A 22,141-nucleotide genomic window follows, 5' to 3' on the forward strand; every position below is an offset into this window, starting at 1 on the left:
ATTTATACAGGTTATTCAAGTGAAAAGCGTGCGACATCATCATTGCCGCGGGTATAGGGTGCAAGATCAACCTTGCGTCCGTTATAGGTAAGACTGACCCCGGCTGCATTGCCGATCACGAGATACAAGGGCGGCTCTCCTTCTATCGTCTGCTCAGTTCCTCGCGAATTAATTTTTTCGAGAATGACCTGCCCATTACTATCCTTGATTTTTACCCAGGAATCCTTGGAAAAGACAAAGTGTAATGATTTTTTACCATTATCTGGAGCCTTGGCTGTATCCGCAGCCGGGGCTGATGGGGCGGGCAAAGCAGGCAAGACTGCCGCTGGTGGCAGATTGACACTCGCCGATGCAGGCGGTGCCATAGGAGAAGATACCGAAGCAGTTGGAGACAAGGGTAGTGCCAAATCTATCGCCACCTGATCATTCTCGCTGCTGGAACCGGACTGGATAACTTGATCTCCCTCATTCAGCATATAGGGTGCCATCTTCTCCGGTATTTCTTCATGATAAAACCCATAAGCCGCAAATGCCGCCAGTATTACCGCAACATACAACAGCCATCCGCTCCGGCCACCACGATCGGACTGGTAAACAGGTTCTATTGCTTTGAAACGCTGCGATGGATTCTTGCTGGTAAAAACACTGTCTGCTGGCCGAGATTGAGGCACAGCCTCCACAAGCAGAGTCGTATCATCGAGCTGCAACAAGTTGGCATAATTACGCACATAACCACGCAGAAATACAGCAGCAGGAAGCCTGGAAAAATCTTGCGCTTCGATTGCTTCTATCTGTTGTTCAGACAAACGTAACCGGTGCGCCACTTCACCAATATTCATACCGCGCCTGATTCTCTCATCACGCAATCTTTGTCCAAAATTGGGCGTTGCTGCACCGCCTGTCTTTTCTGTATCAGTTGGGGGATCCGCCTGAATGGTTTGAAATGACGAGATTATTTCCGTGCGTTCAGGTTGAAACGATCCAGCTTGACCAGAATTCTCCTGAGCCGCACCAATATTATTATCAGCTACCGAATTCTGATCCATACCTGGCGTATCTTGTTTATCTATTTCATTATCTTTCATGATTCAATCTGCCTGCACGCAATTCCCTGGCTTCACTGGAATCAGGAAAACGCTTCTGTAATTGAAAAGCATAATTGGTTTCTGCATTGATATCCCCGTTCGCTCGCGCGATACGAGCAGCCAACCATAAACTACCTGATGTAGGAGAATACGTTTGCAGATACCGGATAATCGATGACCAGGCTTTCTTCACCTCCCCCCGGCTGAAATCCAGCTCCACCATCCCAAGCTGGGCCAGAGCATAGTCGGGACGGATCACCAGCGCTTGCTGAAAGAAAGCTTGTGCCTGCTCAAAATTATTTTGCTTCAGAACACATAACCCTGCATTGGTGTAAGTTCTCTCGGGAGTTTCATATAAGGGATCACGCACAGCTGCCATAAAATGATCAATCGCTTGTTCCATTCTATCGGGCTTTCTCTGGCATAAAAACCAGCCAAAATTGTTGCGTATATCCGGATCATTCGGCGTAATTCCAAGTCCACGCTCAAAGTTCCACTCTGCCTGGCTGTCCTCTTGCAGATCCATATAAACCAGTCCAAGCATATTGTAAGCTGGCGCATAATCGGATTTTTTTTGCAGTGCTATGCCGGCTTCTTCTATCGCTATCCGGTACTGACCACGGTGATAATACTGCCCCGCCAGTTCGGTATGAATTTTTGCACTCTGCAATGCACGCTGCTTCAATTCCTCAGGAGTTGGTTTTTCCTGAACCGGCACATGCTCACAACCCGCCAGCCAGACCAGAAACCCGACAACACCCGCTTTAATCAGCTTGCCCATATTGCTCGCAATTGCTCGCAATTGTTCACCACCAACACTGGATTTATAAACCTTTTCACCCGGTAACCACGGCTCGGCCAGATCCACATGTACCCGTTCTGCGCGTCTTATCCTTTACTTGTCCTGCCAGTTGGCCACAAGCAGCTGCAATATCATCCCCGCGCGTTTTACGCACAATCGTGACGATTCCTGCTTGCATCAATACATCCCGGAAATTATCAATAGCATCAGTATTTGATCGCTCATAACCAGAACCTGCAAACGTATTGAATGGAATCAGGTTGAGTTTACACGGGATATTTCTGACTACCTGCACCAGCTCGCGCGCCAGCGCTATGCTGTCATTCACATCCCTCAGCATAACATATTCGAACGTAATAAAATCTCTTGGCGCGGCCGGTAGGTAGCGCTCACAGGCTGCCAGCAAATCCCTGATTGGATACTTTTTATTGATTGGTACTAACTGGTCGCGCAAAGCATCATTCGGTGCATGTAACGAAACTGCGAGCGCCACCGGACAACGCTCACGCAAGCGATCCAACGCAGGAACCAGTCCGGATGTACTCACCGTTACCCGACGACGTGATAAACCATAGGCGTCATCACTCAGCATCAGATCAAGTGCGGTCACCACGTTTTCGAAATTGGCCAGCGGCTCCCCCATTCCCATCATGACAACATTCGTAACTGGTCGTCTTGTATCTGTATTATCTGCCCGAATCTGCGCGACATCCGGAGAAGATAACTCGCCAATCTGGCCTTCGAGTAGTCGGTTAGCCCACCATAATTGGCCAATAATTTCTGCCACGCTCAAGTTACGATTAAAACCCTGCCGGCCGGTAGAACAAAAACTGCATGCCAGTGCACAGCCAACCTGACTGGAAACACAAAGTGTGCCCCGATTAGGCTCGGGAATGAAAACCATCTCCACTGCGTTCCCCGTACCTGTCGATAACAACCATTTACGAGTACCATCTCCCGCAGTATGGTCGCTAATAATTTCAGGTGGATGAACAACAGCACGCTCCATCAATTTTTGACGAAACGTTTTTGCCAGGTCACTCATCTCTATGAATTCCGTCTTGCCGAACCGGTGTACCCATCGCAACAATTGCCTCGCACGATAAGGCTTCTCACCCATTTCTTCGCAAAAATGGATAAGCCCTGTTTTATTGAAATCAAGCAGGTTAATCATTGTATCCGGCCTTTTAGATCGGCAAATCCACAGGTTTTCAGCGTGAATACACTTCTAAAGATGGGAAGAAACAGGCTATTTCCACAGCGGCAGTTTCCGGCGCATCTGAACCATGCACAGCATTGGCATCAATATTTTCTGCAAAATCAGCGCGAATCGTACCTTTTTCTGCTTTTTTCGGATCTGTAGCACCCATCAACTCGCGATTTTTAGCAATTGCATTTTCCCCCTCCAGCACCTGGATCATCACCGGCCCGGAAATCATGAATTCAACCAGATCTTTAAAGAAAGGTCTTTCCCTATGGATCGCGTAAAAATTTTCCGCTTCAACTCTTGATAAATGCGCCATGCGAGCAGCAACAACCTTCAAGCCAGCCGCTTCAAATCTTGCATAGATCTGCCCAATAACATTTTTTGCCACTGCATCGGGCTTAATTATGGATAAAGTCCTTTCAACTACCATCGAATACCTCATAGAAATAGTTCGTCACAAACTGGTATTCTAACAAAAAACCTTTATGTGGTTTACCAAACAGTAACTTAGGGAACTAGAAAGAGAAGCGCACAAAAGGTGCAGTTGGGTGCTTGCAAAAAAAGAAGCTCTGATGACACCCGGTATCAGATTTTCAAAACACAGTAAAAATATATATCTACGATACGGTAGAACACCGAATCAATTTCAGACAGATGTTTGTACACACTTACAAAAAACAGGCCGGATTAATCCAGCCTGTTTTCTCATCTACCGTGATTCCAGAACTTAATCTACAACGTTAAGGGAACCTGGCAAGTGAATGTTTTGTGGATGAAGCTGGCAATAAACATTGAAAGCACCTTTTTTATCAGCGGTAAAGCTGATGGTCTTGGTTTCGCCAGCTTTAAGTACTTCCTTGATACCGTAGGCATCAATTGAGAATCCTTCACTGATAGGTGACTTGTTCTCAACAACGATGCTGACCTTATCTCCCTTTTCAACAACCAGTGCTTCCGGCTCATTCAATACATTGAATGCACGGATATTTTTCACTGTCACACCTTCCACGTTCAGTTCAGGAATAGTGGTGTCATAAGCATTGATAACCACTTTAAACTCGCTATGATCATCCGCCTGAGCAGCACCTGCTACCAGCAACGATCCCAAGGCAAAACCAGCAAGCATTGTCTTTGTTATCTTCATCTTTACCTTCCTCTACTTGAATTTATATTTTATTCAGCGAAATACATTCACCGGCCCAGCGACATTAATATACAGTTCCCTGCGATGATCAGTTAATGAACATATCCTTGTAAAAGGAAATATGCACGTCGTCTGTCTGTCAAGAAAGTTGCTTATTATCAATAACTCGCCCAGCCAACTCGGGAACTCACTATCTTTTTAACCACCGAGTCCCGGTCCAGAAGTGTAGATAGAACAACCAAAAATGTCAATGTCACAATGCCGATCCAATTATCGAATCACACAGATCTTCTCCGTTTCCGCAAACATGCAAAATGCAGCATGACACAGCACTCCAAAACTGCCGTCCTGTCTGCAGGCGCATAACTTTGCTTAGATTAATGTAGAATGGCGCTGATTTTTTATACTCTTACACCCGCTTACCAGCATCCGTCTCGCTCCGGAGTCCCCATTCATGAAAATCCAGGATCTTATCCAGAATCGCGGCAGAGAAAATTTCTCCCTGCATAACAAGTACCTCAACAGCCAGATGGTCAAGGTACTTAAAACAATCGATTTTGACCGTCATTATGTCAGAGCCCAGGGCGCTTACCTGTTTGATGATCAGGACAACCGCTACCTGGATTTGTTGAGTGGCTTTGGTGTTTTCGCATTGGGACGCAACCACGCGGAGATCGTCGAAGTGCTTAAAAGCACAATGGAAGCTGATTTACCCAATCTCGTCCAGCTCGACGTATCGTTACTGGCTGGATTGTTAGCAGAAAAACTGGTCAAGTTGACTCCGGATGGATTAAATCGTGTTTTTTTTGCCAACTCAGGCACTGAAACAGTCGAAGCAGCGATTAAATTCAGCCGTTATGCCACCGGAAAATCTAAAGTCATTTTCTGCCATGGTTGCTACCACGGACTGAGTCTCGGTTCGCTCTCCGCCACAGGAGATGATCATTACAAAAAAGGTTTTGGCCCACTGGTACCTGATTTCATTGAAATCCCGTTCAACGATCTTGAAGCGCTGGAGCAAGCACTTGCCCAAGGAGATGTTGCCGCCTTTATTACCGAACCGATTCAAGGACACGGCGTGTGGATACCGGATGATGACTATCTGCCGCAGGCAGCAAAGCTCGCCCGTAAATATGGTGCCGTATTCATCGTCGATGAAATACAAACCGGGCTGGGTCGAACCGGTAAATGGTGGGCAGTTGAACACTGGTCGGTCGAGCCCGATATTATATGCATCTCCAAGACACTGTCCGGAGGATTCGTTCCGGTAGGTGCATTGGTCTGCAGGGAATGGATCTTTGATCGTGTTTTCAATCGCATGGACCGTGCTGTCGTCCATGGCAGTACATTTGGCAAAAACAATCTAGCAATGGCTGCCGGCCTGGCCACACTGGAAGTGCTGGAATCAGAAAATCTGATCGAACATTCCGCTCGCACTGGCACTGCCATCATGGAAGCACTAACCCCTCTGACGGAGCAATATGAATGCTTCAAGGAAGTACGCGGCAAAGGAATGATGATTGCACTGGAATTTACCGAGCCGACAAAAAGCCTTTCGCTGAAACTGTCATGGAAAATGCTTGAAGCTGCCAACAAAGGATTGTTTTCGCAGCTGATAACCGTCCCATTATTTAGACAGCACCGGATTTTGTCCCAGGTGGCTGGTCGCGATATGAATATCGTCAAGTTCATCCCGCCACTCATCCTGACGGAATCAGATGTGCAATGGATTGTTTCAGCAGTCAGTGATGTCGTGGCCAGCGCGCATCGGGGCCCCGCTGCAGTCTGGGATTTTGGTAAAGTACTGGCAACCCAGGTGCTTCGTACAAAACTACATACCTAAGGAATTCCAAATTAATCTTGACTGTTCCATAAACAATTTCCCTTGCTTTCCGTATTAATACGCTCCAACAGTCGCTCATGCAACTCAAGTTCTGTTTGGCTGATGGGCTGAACGATCAATGTAAGATTTTCTGTTGCACGTAGCCTTGAATCGCAAGACTTCCCTGCTTCTGGAACTTCCGGCTCCATCAGCAAACTTTCCTGGCCGCGCGTCATTGCCAGATAAACTTCGGCCAGCAATTCAGCATCCAGCAAAGCACCATGCAGTATTCTGTGAGCGTTATCAATCTGATAACGCTCACATAACGCATCCAGATTGTTTCGTTTACCTGGATGCAGCTCCTTTGCCAACATCAACGTATCAACAATCTGCAGACAATAATTATGCATGGGTTCCAACCGGATCAAACCAAGTTCACGATTGATGAAACCTACGTCAAATGGCGCATTATGAATAAGAATTTCGGCATCTTCTATGAATTCTAAAAACTCGCTACAAATCTCCTGGAAAGCAGGTTTATCCCGCAAGAATTCCCGGCTCAGTCCATGCACCCGCAGCGCGCCCTCATCACTCTCCCGCCCAGGATTGAGATAACGATGGAAATGACGGCCGGTCGAACGTCGGTTACATACTTCTACCGCTGCTATTTCGACAATACGGTGCCCCAGCGCCGGATCCAGGCCGGTCGTTTCAGTATCAAGAAAGACGTAGCGCATAATCTGTTCAATCAATCCGCTTTTTAGATAACACCGATTCCACTCCCTGATTTGCGAGCCTATCAGCCCGCTCATTACCTGCATGTCCGTTATGTCCCCGCACCCAGAACCATTCAACCTGATGACGCTGAGATAAATCATCCAGCTCTCTCCACAACGCTTCATTCTTGACTGGTTTTTTATCTGCTGTCCGCCACCCACGCTTCTTCCAGCCGTGTATCCATTCACTGATCCCTTTCTGCACATACTGCGAATCGGTATGCAGCTGTACCTGCAAGTGTTGCTGCCTGTTATTTTCCAGGGATTCCAGCTCCTGCAAGGCACGGATGGCAGCCAGTAACTCCATACGATTGTTTGTGGTTACGGGCTCTCCCCCGAAAAATTCCCGTGTTTCGCCATTGAAATGTAAACAAACCCCCCATCCTCCCGGGCCCGGATTACCCTTGCAGGCACCATCCGTAAAAATTTCCACTCGTTTCATATCACTTTTCAGTTGCATACACTTATTCCTGTTATCAACCCATCCACTCTTTTCGCACCGGCCCGCAATTCCAGAAATTATCTCTCTCCCCCGAGCCCTATTTGTGGAACGACTGCCGCTCTCCTTTTGCTTACAGATGGATTTTCCCAGCGAGGCCTGATGATGTGCATACCACATTCATGCTTGACCGCCTGCAAAAAATATACCCCCCCGGCAACAGGCCACCAGCGATCTCCGGCTGCCTCCATAAAACGCAACCGGGAAAGCCATTTTTCCCCGGTAAACGGCGGAACATAACAGCCAAACTGCCCGGCAACGATTTCAAAATCAAGCAATTCCAACCAGTCCTTCACACGCGACAAATCAATAAAACGACCGCGCCACGGAAAATCCATCCCAGATTTTGTCATCCGCCAGCGTATCCCCCAGAGGCTGAAAGGATTGAATCCGCTGATGATGACCCTGCCCTCATCAATCAACACCCGCTGTACTTCATGAAAAATCTGGAGAGGATATGAATTAAATTCCAATGTGTGCGGCAATAGCACCAGATCCAGACTATTGCTCCTAATCGGTAGAAAAGCAGGGTACGCACTGGCTGAAGCTCCTTTTTCCACACCGAGCACAAACTTGAAAGGCATCCGGTTGTTCCGCAAAAAATCAAATCCGGCAAAGCCAATCTGGGCCGCGTTATAACCGAAAATATCCGCCACAACACGATCGAAATAACGCTGCTCCTGCTCCAGCACGTACTGTCCTAATGCAGTTTCCAACCACTGTTGCATATTTTGCTGCAATGCAGAATCAAACATATTGTCAGAATGATTAGTTATGATGATGATTCGCTTGTCATTTACTGTAAGGAAAAAAAATGATCGATGTTTTCCCCGTCCGCGCCTTTAAAGACAATTATATCTGGATCGTTCACAATCAACAGTTTGCACTCATCATAGACCCTGGTGATGCAACACCAGTTCTCGCCTGGATAAGCCAACAGAACTTGCAACCAATTGCCATACTCTGCACGCATCACCATCATGATCACACGGGTGGCATTCCCTCACTGGTGCAGGAATTTGCGATACCTGTCTACGGCCCTGCCAACGAAAAAATACCGGGAATGACCCATCCATTAACGGGAGGAGATACACTCAGCTTTCCGGAACTGTCGCTGGAATTCAGCGTGCTGGATATTCCCGGACATACTGCTGGTCACATTGCTTACTATGGCCAGAATTACCTGTTTTGTGGAGATACACTGTTTGCATGCGGCTGTGGGCGAATCTTTGAAGGTAACGCGCAACAAATGTTTGCTTCTTTACAGAAACTGGCCAGTCTGCCGGATGAAACCCTGGTTTATTGCGCGCATGAATACACGCTGGCCAATGTCCGGTTTGCCAGGGTACTCGACCCAGACAACCCAGATTTAATCAAACTGGAAAGCACTGTGGAAGAAAAACTGAAGCAGAATATACCCACACTCCCCTCCAGTCTGGCTGTCGAAAAAGCCACCAATCCGTTTTTGCGCTGTGATCAGCCAGCTATTATCCACAGCGCCAGCCAGCATGTTGGCCAGCATCTTAATGACCCAGTCAGTGTTTTTGCTGCAATCCGTGACTGGAAAAATAACTTTCAGTAGACACCCCGTCATCGCGGTCACGAAGGCAATGATTACGTGGTGGCGAACTGCTTCATACCACCTTTTACAAAGGTAATTTAAGCCAAAATATTTCCGCCTTTGTGATGAGGCCAGACCGACATGGCAATCCAGCGCCTTCGCTACCATGATCACTGGATTGCTTCACGCCGTTGGCGTTCGCAAAGACGACATCTGTAATTACCTCATCCACACACCATTCCACCACCGTGTAAAACCTTACTCGCTGCGTCATCGCAAAGCCCGCAGAGAGGCTATGGTGACCCGATAATCACTCCACTTGTATCAAACCCGGCAGCCCTCATCATCGCACCTTGGCTGTGTATCGCCGGATTGATCTGCTGCTGAAGCCGCTGCCAGTTCCTTGTCGGAGACTTCTTCGGCCAGCAATGTCCCGATTGAAACTCCCAGCAGAAAATCGCTAACGTGGCCAAATTTGTGCAAACGCAAGTGACCGGTTTTATCCACCAAAATCGTGGTTGGCGTGCCCTGCATGTGGTAAGTCATCATTGTATGCGGAATGGAATGCTGCTCGTTCGGTTTGTCGATTCCGATCGGAAAACGCAGCCGGTATTCATAGGCAAAAACCTCCAGCGCATCGCGCCCCATAACTTCATGATGCTCAAAAACCGTATGCAGGCCAATCACCGCCACCCGTTCCGGATCAAATTCATTAAATACCTGCTGCGCCTGCGGAATCCCCTGCTGCACGCAACCAGGGCATAACATCTGAAAGGCATGCATCAATACCACCTTGCCACGCAGGGAAGCCAGCGTAATCGGTTCGGATGCATTCAACCAGCCTGAAGTAATCAACTCTGGCGCCTTGATTTTCTCAACAGTTGTATTTTTTTTCATGGTTTAAATTGAGATACGTTACTGAAAAAAAATTTTTTTGCTGGTTGATGATAGCACGCGCAGCTATTCCCAAGGAAACCGGGTCCATGCCCGTCACACACTGATCATTTGTCTCGCTGTGCGGCAACCCTGGAAGTGACAACCTTCTTCTTCGTGACAACTGCTCGAGCTGTCTTTGCAGCTACATTCTTTTCGGGTTCCGAAACGGTTGTTACCACCGCTGCTTTTGTTGCCTTTGCTGTTTTCGTCACAGTCGCTACTTGTCGCTTCCCGGGCGCCTGCTCAACCGGAGCATCGGTCGAAACACCCAACGCAGCCATCTCGATACCAAATACATCCGCCAATGCAGCATCATCAAGCACCTTTGCCTTCGCGGACTCCTTCACCTTAGCAGGGATAACTGCAACCTGGGCAGTCAGCAAGTCATTGGCATCCACCTGGCTAGCCTGTTCACGCCGTTTGGCCACTGGCACATAGGGTTTCCAGTCCCCGTCACTCATAAATCATCCCCCTGCCACATGAATGTCCAGCTTCACCAGATCGAGCAATGCTTCATCGCTCATCTCAGTGAGATTGATTTCTCCGTTTCCTTCAACCACATCCTGTACCAGTTGTTGCTTGGCGTGGATCAGCTCGTCGATGCGCTCCTCAATAGTGCCATGACAAATAAATTTATGCACCAGTACATTTTTGTGCTGACCGATACGATAGGCACGATCAGTTGCCTGATTTTCCACGGCCGGATTCCACCAGCGATCAAAATGGACGACATGTGAAGCGGCCGTGAGATTAAGGCCTGATCCGCCCGCCTTGATGGACAGCACAAAAAATGGAACGCTTTCATCCTCCTGAAAACGCCTAACCAGTTCGCGTCGCCGGACTACCGGTGTTCCGCCATGCAGCACCAGCCCTTCTCGCCCGAACACGCTGCCAAGAAAGGCGGCCAGTGGTGCGGTGGTCTCCTGAAACTGCGTGAACACAAGCAACTTCTCCTGCCGGGCCGCCACTATCTCGGCAATTTCGTGTAAGCGTGCAAATTTGCCGCTCTCTTCAGGTTTCCAGTCGCCATCGTTCAGCCATTGCGAAGGATGGTTGCAAATCTGCTTGAAACGCATTAAAAAAGACAACACCAATCCCCTGCGCTCAATACCTCCAACCGATGATCCCAGCGCACGAGCCGGCGCCTTTACCGCCTCCTGGTAATGGATCGCCTGCACTGTGCTCAGGGAACACCAGGCAGACAATTCGGTTTTGTCCGGCAGATCAGAAATGATGTGCCTGTCCGTCTTGAGGCGCCGCAGGATGTAGGGTGCAATCAGTGTGCGTAACGGCCCGAAATGCCCTGTTTTCGATAGCCGCTTGGTGAACCTGGAAAAAACGCGCTCCGAGCCTGGCAAACCGGGATGCGTAAAATCGAAAATCGACCAGAGATCGGAAAGCCGATTTTCTACCGGCGTGCCGGTCAACGCAATACGCGCATCAGCCTTGAGTTTTTTCACCTCACGTGCCTGTTTGGCTGCCGGATTCTTGATCGCCAGTGCCTCATCAATCACGACCAGTCGCCAGCTCACCTCCCTCAATTTTGGTAGTCGCGGCAGCGTGCCATAAGCCGTCACCACCAAATCGACACCAGTCAATTGTTGCGCATCCAGTGCCTGCAATGCCTCGCGCGTCATTCCCGAAGGATGAGCCAGCACACAACGCAGATCGGGTGCAAAACGCGCCGCTTCCTGCATCCAATTGGCCAGCAGGGAAGCCGGTGCAACGAGCAGACTAGGACGCGCAGTGAGTGTGCCATCTGTCCCGTCTCGCTTAAATAAAAGTAACAGCGCCAGCACCTGGATAGTCTTACCCAGCCCCATGTCATCGGCCAGGCAGGCACCCAACCCGAGACGGGTGAGAAACGACAGCCAGCGCACGCCCTCCTGCTGATAGGGGCGCAGTATCGCATTGAGCGCAGGGCCGGGATCCACGGTAGCCAGCGTACCAGGTGCCCGCAGACCACGCAATGTTTTGGCCAACCACGGCCCTGCCGCAAGTTCCGCCCAATCCGGATCCGGTGCTTCTTCGTCGAGTGTCGCACCGGCACCCAGAGCGGCGCGCGCCCTGGGACGAGCCGGGCGCCCAGCCTGCCACTGAGCGGGCATGCGCACCACAACGCACCACAATGCCGGCAGCCTCGATGCGTGGCAGATCGTCAAGAAGGCATATGGCATCCTCCAGCTGCTAGCGCAAGGGATGATAAATCTCACCGGATTCGATCATTGCAGCGATCCATTCGCACTGCTCCGCCGCGCGCTGTATCGGCATCAGCAACGCGAGCAGCTGTGCCTTCTTGCGACTGCCGGAAAATTCGACAAGCGCCCGCGAAAGCGGCAAATGTTGCGCCTTGCCGTAAGTTGAGAGCCGCGTGGTATACGTTGCCAGGAAAGCAAACGGCATATCCGGATCCTTGCGGTTTTCGGCGAGATTAAAATGCACGCACCCAACCAGATTCCAGGCTGGATGCCGTACTTTCAGAAATTCCGCTAGCGATAATCCGCTGACAAAACGTTCGCTTTCCAGCGCCGTACCAATTCCGCCCCACAGCGCAGCAATATTTCAGGCGAGAGATATTCAGCACCAGGCATAGGCGGCACATCGAGAATCAGCGTCTCAAGTGTCAGCGTATCGGGTGGTGGGGTTGTTCCTGCATCAGGCGCAACACACAGTTGCGGTCAAGTAACGTACCGCAAAATCGCGCCAGTACGCCCACACTGGCGGCAGCGCCATGGCAACATACGCGCTTCCCAGCTGTAACAAGCCATGTCCCGCATCAACTGCAAAAGCCGCGACAACTTCTTCGGCTATTGCAACAGGTAATGATGGCGCTTCCGGATCAGGCAGGCACGACAGGCGACCGGCGGGAGTAAGTGACAAAGACAATGCAACAGTTGCAGATTTTGATTGGGTTGTCATGTTCTGTTGAATAGCTCCTTTCTACGGCCCTCATATGTTTCTGCAAATCCCATCTTCCGATTTCTCGCAAGCACCCCGCTTGTTTCGTGTCCCATGGCGCCCCCCCAAAAAACCAGATAAATCACGCGCAGTAAGCCCAGATGGTGTATTTGCTTGTTTGTTATGTTTGCTTATTTTATTTTTGATAATTGAAATAAGAATAATTACCATAACAGGCACTTAAACAGTACATTACGGAGTCGGTATAGCATCTGCCGAATCACAAAAACGTAAGGTCGGCAAACGTTCGACTCCGACTATGAGCTAAAGAAGCAATAAAACCCCGCACCAGTTAATAGCTTCGTTTCTTCTCTCCGCTTCTACAGCATAGACAAAACGGGCACTACATTCTCCGCCCAAACCCCTTCTGATTACAAAGTAGGCCATCTCCCCATCGGACACCTCACCTGCAGCATAGACAATTTACTGAGGTTTCAATCAGCAAACACTTACTTGGCTGCTAAAAAAAATGCATATTTTTGCATTTAATTTATTTTCCCAGCCAGATCTTTACAGCTTACCAATTTTGCGCCTCATGACCTGAAAATCATACAATGTCAGCTATTTCCTCATTTTTTAGGACTTTGCTGCTATTTTTTGACTTTCGAGCGCATAAATGGGTACAACACTTGCAGTAATAACGCGCGCAACAAATATTCCGGTAAAATCAATAAGTAACCAGTATTCATAACGTACACCCGTCTCCAGACGTAGAATACTAAGAAATATATCGATAGCCTTCTTCAACCGCCTGCTGATGTTTTAATTCCTCCATTTCCGAGAAAAACCATGACTACCACACTTTTTGATCCGTTTGATCTTTCCGGTCTGCAACTGGCTAACCGTATTGTCATGGCGCCGCTGACACGCAACCGTTCACCCGGTGCTGTCCCGCAGCCCATCACTGCCACCTACTACGCACAGCGCGCCAGTGCCGGTCTGATCATCACCGAAGCAACGGCAATCTCTGCGCAAGGGCAAGGTTACGCCAACGTTCCTGGGCTTTATACGCAGCAAGCACTGGATGGCTGGCGCACCATAACCGATATCGTACACACCAGGGGTGGCAAAATTATTGTACAGCTGTGGCACGTTGGCAGAATTTCACACAATAGCCTTCAGCCGGATAACCAGCCGCCAGTAGCACCTTCCGCCATTCGGGCACAGAGCACAACCTACTTAATTGATGCCAATGGGCAGGGTAGTTTCGTACCCACTTCGCTACCGCGCGCACTGGCAGCCAGCGAACTGCCCGGCATTATTGATGATTACCGTCGTGCTGCGCGGGCAGCCATTGAAGTTGGCTTTGATGGTGTAGAGATTCATGCCGCCAACGGCTATCTGATTGATCAATTCCTGCGTTTGAGTTCCAACCAGCGCAGCGACAATTATGGCGGCAGCATTGAAAACCGTGCACGCTTCCTACTTGCAGTGGTTGAAGGGGTCATGGAAGAAGTGGGTGCAACGTGCCCTGCTGGGATCCGGCTATCACCCGTCACTCCCGTTTGTGATGTATTTGATCCTGAACCGCAACCACTATTTGAATATGTGGTACGCGGCCTTGCCAGGTATGCACTGTCTTATATCCACATTATTGAAGGAGCGACTGGCGGCGCCCGCGATCATCAACAGGGCAATACACCATTCGACTATGCCACCCTAAAGCAAGTTTACCGCGATGCCGGTGGCAAAGCCGCCTGGATGCTCAATAACAACTACGATCCTGCACTTGCCCGTCAGGCGATTGAAACCGGCCAGGCAGATCTGATCTCTTTTGGCCGCCTTTTCATCAGCAACCCTGATCTGGTTGAACGACTACGGAAAAATTCACCCTTAACCACACCCGACACCAGTACTTTCTATGGCGGCAATGAACATGGTTATACGGATTATCCTTTTCTGGACGCGTAGATTATCAAGAGAGTTAAACTGTAGAAGATCAAACCTGTAACACAAGCACATAATTTCGTAGCAAAAGCGCGCAAACAGGCGGATAGGGAAGAAACAGAGCGATCAAACTGGTGGATGCCATTGCCACCGCTGCCCTTGAGTACGATGCCGGCCAGATTCAGAGCCCGGAGCGCATGGTCGTGCCCTTTGGGATTGGTGGCGCAATGCTGAGCATGCCGGCCACCGCGCATGATATCGGGATTCACAAACTCGTGACTGTACAACCCGCAAACAAGGAGCGGCAACTGCCCACCATCCACGGCACAGTAACTGTGTGCGATACGGAAACCGGCAAACCCATCTGCCTGCTTGACGGCCCGGAGGTGACTGGACGGAGAACGGCCGCTGTCACGATGCTTGCAATCCGTACCTTCCTGAAGCAAGCGCCTCGTGAAATCCTGCTGATTGGAACAGATGTACAAGCGCGGCACCACGTTCAGGCGCTCTACGTACAGAAGGGGGCTTTGTATGAACAGGCCATGCCCGCGAGATCAAGCAGCCTGACATGTCGCTCTAAAGAGTCGACCTATAGCGAGCGCACAACATGACCTTTAATTTTAATGACTTCCAAAGGGGCACATATTGATTACCACATGGCTTAATGCATTTTATTCAATTCAACCTGATACATCTAATCCCGCGCAAAGGGTTAGCTTTGGCACGTCAGGGCATCGCGGCTCATCGCTTGCTGGCAGTTTTAATGAATTGCATATTCTCGCCATTGCGCAAGCTGTGGTGGATTATTGCCAGCAAGCAGATATCAGTGGGCCGTTGTTTCTCGGTCTAGATACCCATGCCTTATCGCGTCCAGCCTGGGATGTGGTGCTGCAGGTGTTAGTCGCCAATCAGATTGCTGTATTTGTCGCTACAGAGCGTGGCGTAACAGCAACGCCTTTGGTCAGTCGGGCGATTTTGGCGCATAACGCGCAGCACCCCACAGACTTGGCGGATGGCTTAATTATTACTCCATCGCATAACCCGCCTGAAGATGGCGGGATTAAATACAACACCCCTGATGGCGGACCCGCGGACAGTGATGTCACCGATTGGATTGAAGCGCGAGCCAATCAGTACTTGCAGAAGCAGTGTGCTGAGGTAAAGCGAATGGATTTGCAGGATGCCCTGAGTCAAGTGCAAGAATACAACTATGTTGCGCATTATGTGGCAGAGCTGGGGCAGGTGGTTGATTTGCCAGCGATTCGCCAGTCGGGCCTCAAATTGGGTGTGGATCCCATGGGTGGCACAGGCTTGCCGGTTTGGCAGGCGTTGGCACTTGATCCAGCGTTCAATATTACTGTGGTGAATACCAGCCAAGCAGCAGATTTTGCTTTTATGCCGCCTGATCACGATGGCCGTATCCGCATGGATTGTTCCAGTCCCGCTGCCATGGCTAATTTACTGAAGATTCGTCAACAGTTTGATCTGTCCTTGGCCAATGACCCAGATGCCGATCGGCATGGCATTGTGGATGCCGCTGGCTTAATGAATCCCAATCATTTTTTATGCGTATGTGTTGATTACTTATTAACCTATCGACCGCTGTGGTCTAAGTCATTGAAGATTGGCAAAACCTTGGTCACCTCATCTTTAATGGATCGCATTGTGGCAGCGCATGATCGTGAGCTGTATGAAGTGCCGGTGGGTTTTAAGTGGTTTGTTAAAGGCTTGCATCAAAGTTGGTTGGCCTTTGCCGGTGAGGAGAGTGCCGGTGCGAGTTTATTAACCTTTGACGGGCAAACCTGGACCACCGATAAAGATGGCATTGCGCTGTGCTTACTGGCTGCGGAAATTAGCGCAGTCACTGGCTTAACCCCATCGCAGTATTACGCCAAACTAACAGAGCAATATGGCCGTCCGTATTACCGCCGCATTGATGCACCGGCCACAGCCGAGCAAAAGGCGGTATTTAAAACTCTGACCGTTGCGCATATTACTGCCACAGAATTGGCCGGTGAGCCGATAGAGTTGGTGTTGCTCAATGCACCCGGCAATGGTGCGTCAATTGGTGGGATTAAAGTCTGCACCGAAAACGGCTGGTTCGCCGCCCGACCCAGCGGCACAGAAGCCCTGTATAAAATCTATGCAGAAAGTTTTATCAGTGAACAGCATTTGCAACAGTTGATTGATGAAGGACAGACGTTGCTTAATTTATAGGATATTTCTGTAGATTGCTTCTGTAGGTTGGTATCGTGCTTGATTCAGCGCAGCGTTTGCTCAATCCAGAAACCTTACTGCAGCCCACCCCCATTGTACTTTTGATTGCCGCGCTTTCGATTGTTGCCAACGAGGGCCTCTTTCACTACACCATACGCGCTGCGCGCAAGTTTAATTCAAGTTTGCTAACGGCCAATGCCTGGCATCACCGCTCCGATGCAATCTCCTCGATTGTCGTGTTGATCGGTGTGACTGGCAGCTTACTTGGCTTGCCTTACCTGGATGCCTTTGCTGCCCTTGGCGTGGCGTTAATGATCGGTAAAATTGGCTGGGATCAAACCTGGGCGTCTATTCGAGAGTTAATTGATACGGGCATGGAGCCAAAAGCTGCCGCGGCGTTAAAACGTATCATCGAGACGATTGACTGTGTGCGAGGTGTACATATGCTACGCAGCCGACGTATGGGCGGTGCTTATTTGATTGACGTACATATTGTTGTGAGCGAGCGTTTAAGTGTTTCTGAAGGCCACAGGATTGCGGAGTATGTGCGTTTGAAATTGATTGGCTCACATGAAAATATTACTAATGTCCTGGTTCATATTGATCCTGAAGATGATTCGGTCGCAGTATTGTGTGCGGACTTGCCGTTACGACGTGAGGTGCTGAGGGACTTGCGTAAGGCATGGGCTGCAGATTTTGATTCATTCAAGTTAGACGAGGTGACATTGCACTATCTAAACGGCAAAGTGCATGTGGATCTGGTCTGTACAGCCAATGCTGTCAATGCAAATGCTGGGCAATTAAGCCAACGATTACAAGAGCAGGCCGAGGTGCTTGATTATATTGGTGACGTACGGGTGTACAGGCAGTGTTAAGGAGTTAGTTAAACATAGTTGTTCAGTCCCGGAGATTGTATAGATAAAGCTCGTTATCCGCTGTTCATGGTGCACCGGCACCCGGAAAATGATGTGATCAACCAGGTGAGCAGCCGTCTGCGCCATGCGCCGCCCGTCGCACGAGGGGCGAAATCCACGCCGTTTGCAGAAAAACGGCCACCCGTTTCTCATGGGCGCAGCTTATACAACGTAGACATAAGAACCCATGGGTCAGCATGCCACGAAATGCCCCAAATTCGTCTTTAACAAAGTCAGGCACCCTGAACCCGATTTCCGTCTCAACCTGTATAAAGAAAGTTTCGATGTGCTCTTGCACCAACCAATACAGAGTGGTTTCTTTCGGTCGGTGCCATTCATAGTGGAGCTGATTTTCAACCGCTGCGTGTTGAGCTGGTTGGCGCAGGTTCTCTTGGTGGAATTGAGTGCAGGGTGTGGCCGTCGACATGATCTTTGAGAACGAATATTTTCGTTCTCAAAGTATCGACTTCTTTCTCTTGCCGGGCCTTGAGCTGCTACAATCAATCAAGATCCGGAATTCATTGCGGAACATGTTGATGAGGTGTGGATTCAAATCGCCGAGCACCAGCTCGCGCAATTTGAATCCGGTGCGGTGAAACCGGTTAGCTGGGAGTCCGAAGTTTCATCAAATGAAAACATGAAATCGAAAACAAAGATGGAATTACCGCGAACACGCTATAGCAAGGAGATTTATGAATACTTGGGATAACGGGTTTCGTGGCAAACCCGGACAGGGGATGTCGCATACTCTGAGTTTCGGGGGTGCAGCCAGTTTTTTTCGCGTGCCTTACCAGGCAGATATCACAGGAGTTGATGTGGTCGTAACCGGAGTGCCGTTGGATATCGCCACCACCAATCGATCCGGCGCGCGACTGGGGCCTCGCGCCATTCGAAATGCATCGTTATCGCTGGCATGGGAGCGTCCATGGCCTTGGAATATAGACCCGATGACTGCATTGCGTGTAATTGATTGTGGTGATTGCGAACCCGTTACTGACGATTTGTTGAGCGTAGCGCATATCGAGGCACATATCGCCAATATTATCGGGGCAGGAGCAGCAGCCTTGGTGCTCGGTGGAGATCATTTTGTCGCTTACCCAAGCCTGCGGGCACACGCCGCTGTGCATGGTCCTATCAGCCTGATTCATTTTGATGCCCATACTGATACTTGGCCTTCCTCCGGTAATGGTATTAATCACGGCACTATGTTTTATCAGGCAACACATGAGGGAATTGTAAATCCAGCATCATCCACACAAATTGGCATTCGCACCACTAATGATGACACACTGGGTTTTCATATCGTTTCCGCAGCAGATGTGCATCAAACGACCGGTCGCGACATAGCCAGCCAGATACACGAGCGAGTTGGTGAAAAACCGGTGTATATCACCTTTGATATCGATTGCTTGGACCCAGCTTTTGCACCCGGCACTGGCACACCTGTACCGGGTGGACTGTCATCCTTCCAGGCACTGAGTATTATTCGTGAACTAAAAGGCATCAATCTGATAGGCATGGATGTCGTCGAAGTGGCGCCCGCGTATGATCATGCTGAAATTACTGCGCTAGCGGCTGCACAGATTGCAGTTGAATTGTTATGTCTTTACGCTGAAAGTCACAGACAAAGAAATTGAAAGAGTAATCGATGACCAATGAAGCAGTAGCAAAACACGATTGGTCCTGTGAGGATTCGCAGGCACTTTATGCCATGAGTAAATGGGGAGATGGCTTTTATTCGGTGAACAAGATGGGGCATGTTTCTGTTCGTCCTATAGAAGGTCAGGATCTGCACATAGATATCATAGATGTAATTCAATCAGCTCGCTCCGAAGGTGCTTCTCTACCAATGCTGATTCGTTTTCAGGATGTGATAAGTTCGCGCGTGCGACGCCTGAATCAAACGTTTCGGAAGGCGATTCATGAAAGTGGTTACGAAGGGACATATCGCAGTATTTATCCTATTAAAGTGAATCAGCTGCAAGAAGTGGTGGCAGAGGTACTGGAAGCTGGTCAAGAATTTAACATTGGACTGGAATGTGGCTCCAAAGCCGAGTTATTAGCCATGCTGCCGCTGGTTGCCGATGAAACACTGCTGCTTTGCAATGGCGTAAAAGACCGCACGATGTTGACCCTGATGCTGAATGCGCAGCAAATCGGACAGCAAGTGATGCCCATCATTGAAAAATACTCGGAGTTTGAGCAGTTGATGAATTTGGCAGAAGCACGCCAGATGAAACCGCGGCTGGGTGTGCGATTAAAGCTGAACACCAAAGGATCGGGACGCTGGTTTGAGTCCGGCGGTGCAAATTCCAAGTTTGGACTGACTATTTCAGAGCTGGTACAACTGATACGGACATTGGAAAATCGGGAGATGGCCGGGCAACTGGAACTGCTGCATTTTCATCTGGGAAGTCAAATTGCTGATATTCAGGTACTACGAAGTGCCATCAGAGAAATCATGCAGGTTTACGCTGATTTGATGTTGCGGGGGATGCAGATCAAGTATCTGGATGTCGGTGGCGGACTCGGAGTGAATTACGGTGGTGATTACGACAACCCGGAATCATCCATTAATTACGGACTGCGCGAGTATGCCAATGTAGTAGTTTATACGGTTAAGGAAATTTGTGATCAGCGGCAAGTACCCATGCCGCACCTTTTGTCAGAAAGTGGTCGCGCACTCACTGCGCATCACTCCGTGCTGGTGGTTCCTGTTTTGGGTGTACACAAGCCGGACAGTCCGTACATGGCCGAATCTCCGGCTGAACTACCTGCCGTGGTGTTACGAATGACGTCGGTATATAGCGATGCGCAATCTGCGGAGAAAATGAGTACGCTGCTGGAATGCTATCACGATGCACAAGAAATCCGTCAGGAGACCGAACAGATGGCGCGGTTGGGTTATCTGTCTGTTGAACACATGGCGCAATCGGATAGTTTGTACTGGAGTATTTGCCGCGAAGTGCTGCGCAAGCTAACGGCGATTGGGTCGATTCCGGTCACAGCTGAGCAGATTGAGTTGGAGAAGCAGCTTACGGACATGTATCTGGGAGATTTTTCCGTATTTCATTCGATTATCGACCACTGGGCCATCGGACAGGTATTCCCCGTGATGCCTCTCCATCGGTTGTGGAATAAACCTGAACGACGCGGTCAACTGGTTGATTTAACCTGCGACTCGGATGGCAAGGTAAGTCAGTATGTAACATCGTCCGGCACCAGTGATTGGTTGCCTTTGCATAATTTTCGTCAAGATGAATCCTATTATCTGGGTATTTTTCTCGTCGGGGCTTATCAAGAGATACTGGGAGACGCTCACAATCTTTTCGGACGTGTAGGCGAAGTTCACGTTTATGCAAAAGCAGAAGAAGCAAACGGTTTTTGGATCGAGGCACTGCTGAAGGGAATTAGTGTGAAGGAAATGCTGAGCCAGGTTCAGTATTTTCCCAATGACCTGGATCGCCGTATGTCGGAGTTTATCCGCAGACAGATAAATGCTGGACGTATCAAGCCTGCAGAAGGAACACGAATTCTTAATAATTATACTCAGCGCTTGGGAGATACCACTTACTGTGATGTTTCTTCCAATGAACCGTTATCGTAGCGCAGCGACGACGAGCTCGGCAGGCATAGTGGGCGCCATGATGGCCCAACCGATGATTTTGCGTGAGTACAGGTCCATGACGGCGGCCAGGTAAAGCCAGCCCTGGCGAGTGCGGATATACGTGATGTCCGACACCCAGGCCTGATTCGGTTGTGCCACGTTAAACTGCCGGTCAAGTAAATTCGGTGCCACGGGATAGTCGTGTTTGCTATCGGTTGTGTTAATAAATTTACGTTTCCATATGGGACACAATCCATTCTCGCGCATGAGCCGGCGCACACGAAATCGCCCCACGGGAACGCCACGCTGCGCCAGCGCCTTGCGTACACGGCGACTACTGTCGCTCTTGCCACTGGCCATAAATGCTGCCTTCACCTGAGCACTCGCCTGCACATCCCTGGCCGGTGCCGTGCGGTGCTGGCGTTGATAATACCCTGCACGGCTACGCCCAAGACCCGACAGGCCTGCGTTACGGGTATGGCCTTCTCCTGCCACTGCTGAACCAACTGATAGGTCATTTCAGTTCCCGGGCGAAGAAGGTTGATGTGGCTACACTAAACCGGACACATTCCTTAAAATAACTGAAAGAAGGAATGTATTTAAATGATCCAAGAAAAACCCAAAGTCTATACAGCTGAATTTAGGGAGTCATCGGTAAAGTTGGCCATTGAATCGGATAAACCTGTAGCCCAAACCGCCAGAGAAATTGGCGTGAATGAAAACACC

General features: G+C 49.6%; 22 protein-coding genes. 8 read left to right on the plus strand and 14 right to left on the minus strand.

The window, feature by feature from the left end:
* Positions 1–11 precede the first annotated feature (11 nt).
* The 5 genes from ABF86_RS07160 to ABF86_RS07180 form a co-directional block, all read right to left on the minus strand.
* Positions 12–1,085 (minus strand): helix-turn-helix domain-containing protein, encoded by a 1,074-nt coding sequence (locus tag ABF86_RS07160; protein ID WP_074684963.1) that lies wholly within the window; start codon positions 1,083–1,085, stop codon positions 12–14.
* Positions 1,075–1,953 carry a type IV pilus biogenesis/stability protein PilW gene (pilW, locus tag ABF86_RS07165; protein ID WP_256201562.1) on the minus strand — a complete coding sequence of 293 codons (879 nt, stop codon included), beginning with the start codon at positions 1,951–1,953 and terminating at the stop codon, positions 1,075–1,077. Before pilW ends, ABF86_RS07160 begins: the two co-directional genes overlap by 11 nt.
* On the minus strand, positions 1,922–3,061 hold the full coding sequence (gene rlmN / locus ABF86_RS07170) for a 23S rRNA (adenine(2503)-C(2))-methyltransferase RlmN (protein ID WP_074684964.1): 1,140 nt from the start codon (positions 3,059–3,061) through the stop codon (positions 1,922–1,924). The genes pilW and rlmN overlap by 32 nt, the downstream gene beginning before the upstream one ends.
* Positions 3,062–3,098: 37 nt before the next feature.
* Positions 3,099–3,524 (minus strand): nucleoside-diphosphate kinase, encoded by a 426-nt coding sequence (gene ndk, locus ABF86_RS07175; protein WP_011635191.1) that lies wholly within the window; start codon positions 3,522–3,524, stop codon positions 3,099–3,101.
* A 297-nt stretch (positions 3,525–3,821) separates the two neighbouring features.
* Positions 3,822–4,238 (minus strand): nitrosocyanin, encoded by a 417-nt coding sequence (locus tag ABF86_RS07180; protein ID WP_011635192.1) that lies wholly within the window; start codon positions 4,236–4,238, stop codon positions 3,822–3,824.
* Between the two features lie 454 nt (positions 4,239–4,692).
* On the opposite strand from ABF86_RS07180, the gene ABF86_RS07185 reads away from it, so the two are divergent.
* The gene (locus tag ABF86_RS07185; protein WP_074684966.1) at positions 4,693–6,081 is read left to right on the plus strand and encodes an aspartate aminotransferase family protein; all 1,389 of its coding nucleotides are present in this window, start codon (positions 4,693–4,695) and stop codon (positions 6,079–6,081) included.
* 11 nt (positions 6,082–6,092) lie between these two features.
* Here ABF86_RS07185 and dnaQ read toward each other — a convergent pair whose 3' ends face one another.
* From dnaQ to ABF86_RS07200, 3 genes are read right to left on the minus strand one after another with little or no spacing between them, the layout of a single operon-like run.
* Complete coding sequence (dnaQ, locus tag ABF86_RS07190) at positions 6,093–6,797, minus strand: DNA polymerase III subunit epsilon (RefSeq protein WP_074684975.1); 705 nt, start codon at positions 6,795–6,797, stop codon at positions 6,093–6,095.
* Positions 6,798–6,804: 7 nt separating this feature from the next.
* Positions 6,805–7,296 (minus strand): ribonuclease HI, encoded by a 492-nt coding sequence (gene rnhA / locus ABF86_RS07195; RefSeq protein WP_177162456.1) that lies wholly within the window; start codon positions 7,294–7,296, stop codon positions 6,805–6,807.
* Positions 7,297–7,355: 59 nt separating this feature from the next.
* Complete coding sequence (locus ABF86_RS07200; RefSeq protein ID WP_074684967.1) at positions 7,356–8,090, minus strand: methyltransferase domain-containing protein; 735 nt, start codon at positions 8,088–8,090, stop codon at positions 7,356–7,358.
* A 59-nt stretch (positions 8,091–8,149) separates the two neighbouring features.
* Between ABF86_RS07200 and gloB the strand changes: the two genes are divergently transcribed.
* Positions 8,150–8,917 carry a hydroxyacylglutathione hydrolase gene (gloB, locus tag ABF86_RS07205; protein WP_074684968.1) on the plus strand — a complete coding sequence of 256 codons (768 nt, stop codon included), beginning with the start codon at positions 8,150–8,152 and terminating at the stop codon, positions 8,915–8,917.
* A 303-nt stretch (positions 8,918–9,220) separates the two neighbouring features.
* Here gloB and ABF86_RS07210 read toward each other — a convergent pair whose 3' ends face one another.
* From ABF86_RS07210 to ABF86_RS12560, 5 genes are all read right to left on the minus strand, one after another.
* Entirely contained in the window at positions 9,221–9,793 is a 573-nt protein-coding gene (locus tag ABF86_RS07210; RefSeq protein WP_074684969.1) for a TlpA disulfide reductase family protein, read from the minus strand.
* A 104-nt stretch (positions 9,794–9,897) separates the two neighbouring features.
* A complete protein-coding gene (locus ABF86_RS07215) occupies positions 9,898–10,293 on the minus strand; it encodes a hypothetical protein (RefSeq protein WP_177162457.1) in 396 nt (131 codons plus the stop codon).
* 3 nt (positions 10,294–10,296) lie between these two features.
* The gene (locus ABF86_RS07220; RefSeq protein ID WP_204987577.1) at positions 10,297–12,009 is read right to left on the minus strand and encodes a DEAD/DEAH box helicase; all 1,713 of its coding nucleotides are present in this window, start codon (positions 12,007–12,009) and stop codon (positions 10,297–10,299) included.
* A gap of 10 nt (positions 12,010–12,019) precedes the next feature.
* The gene (locus ABF86_RS12555) at positions 12,020–12,274 is read right to left on the minus strand and encodes a hypothetical protein (RefSeq protein WP_204987578.1); all 255 of its coding nucleotides are present in this window, start codon (positions 12,272–12,274) and stop codon (positions 12,020–12,022) included.
* Between the two features lie 213 nt (positions 12,275–12,487).
* Positions 12,488–12,751, minus strand: a complete 264-nt coding sequence (locus tag ABF86_RS12560) for a hypothetical protein (RefSeq protein ID WP_204987579.1) — start codon at positions 12,749–12,751, stop codon at positions 12,488–12,490.
* An 828-nt stretch (positions 12,752–13,579) separates the two neighbouring features.
* Here ABF86_RS12560 and ABF86_RS07225 point away from each other — a divergent pair.
* From ABF86_RS07225 to speA, 6 genes are all read left to right on the plus strand, one after another.
* Entirely contained in the window at positions 13,580–14,701 is a 1,122-nt protein-coding gene (locus ABF86_RS07225; RefSeq protein WP_011635201.1) for an alkene reductase, read from the plus strand.
* 110 nt (positions 14,702–14,811) lie between these two features.
* Positions 14,812–15,288, plus strand: a complete 477-nt coding sequence (locus ABF86_RS07230; RefSeq protein WP_256201563.1) for a hypothetical protein — start codon at positions 14,812–14,814, stop codon at positions 15,286–15,288.
* Positions 15,289–15,322: 34 nt separating this feature from the next.
* Positions 15,323–16,894, plus strand: coding sequence for a phosphoglucomutase (locus ABF86_RS07235; protein WP_011635203.1), 1,572 nt, complete (start codon positions 15,323–15,325; stop codon positions 16,892–16,894).
* A 35-nt stretch (positions 16,895–16,929) separates the two neighbouring features.
* Positions 16,930–17,769 (plus strand): cation diffusion facilitator family transporter, encoded by an 840-nt coding sequence (locus ABF86_RS07240; protein WP_011635204.1) that lies wholly within the window; start codon positions 16,930–16,932, stop codon positions 17,767–17,769.
* Positions 17,770–18,500: 731 nt separating this feature from the next.
* A complete protein-coding gene (speB, locus tag ABF86_RS07245) occupies positions 18,501–19,445 on the plus strand; it encodes an agmatinase (RefSeq protein WP_011635206.1) in 945 nt (314 codons plus the stop codon).
* An 11-nt stretch (positions 19,446–19,456) separates the two neighbouring features.
* Positions 19,457–21,415 (plus strand): biosynthetic arginine decarboxylase, encoded by a 1,959-nt coding sequence (gene speA / locus ABF86_RS07250; protein ID WP_074456223.1) that lies wholly within the window; start codon positions 19,457–19,459, stop codon positions 21,413–21,415.
* Here speA and ABF86_RS13090 read toward each other — a convergent pair.
* On the minus strand, positions 21,407–21,910 hold the full coding sequence (locus ABF86_RS13090) for an IS3 family transposase (RefSeq protein ID WP_049753125.1): 504 nt from the start codon (positions 21,908–21,910) through the stop codon (positions 21,407–21,409). The two genes, speA and ABF86_RS13090, sit on opposite strands and share 9 nt — an antisense overlap.
* Positions 21,911–22,141 lie beyond the last annotated feature (231 nt).

It is taken from the genome of Nitrosomonas sp. GH22, assembly GCF_009833115.1.
GTDB lineage: Bacteria > Pseudomonadota > Gammaproteobacteria > Burkholderiales > Nitrosomonadaceae > Nitrosomonas > Nitrosomonas eutropha.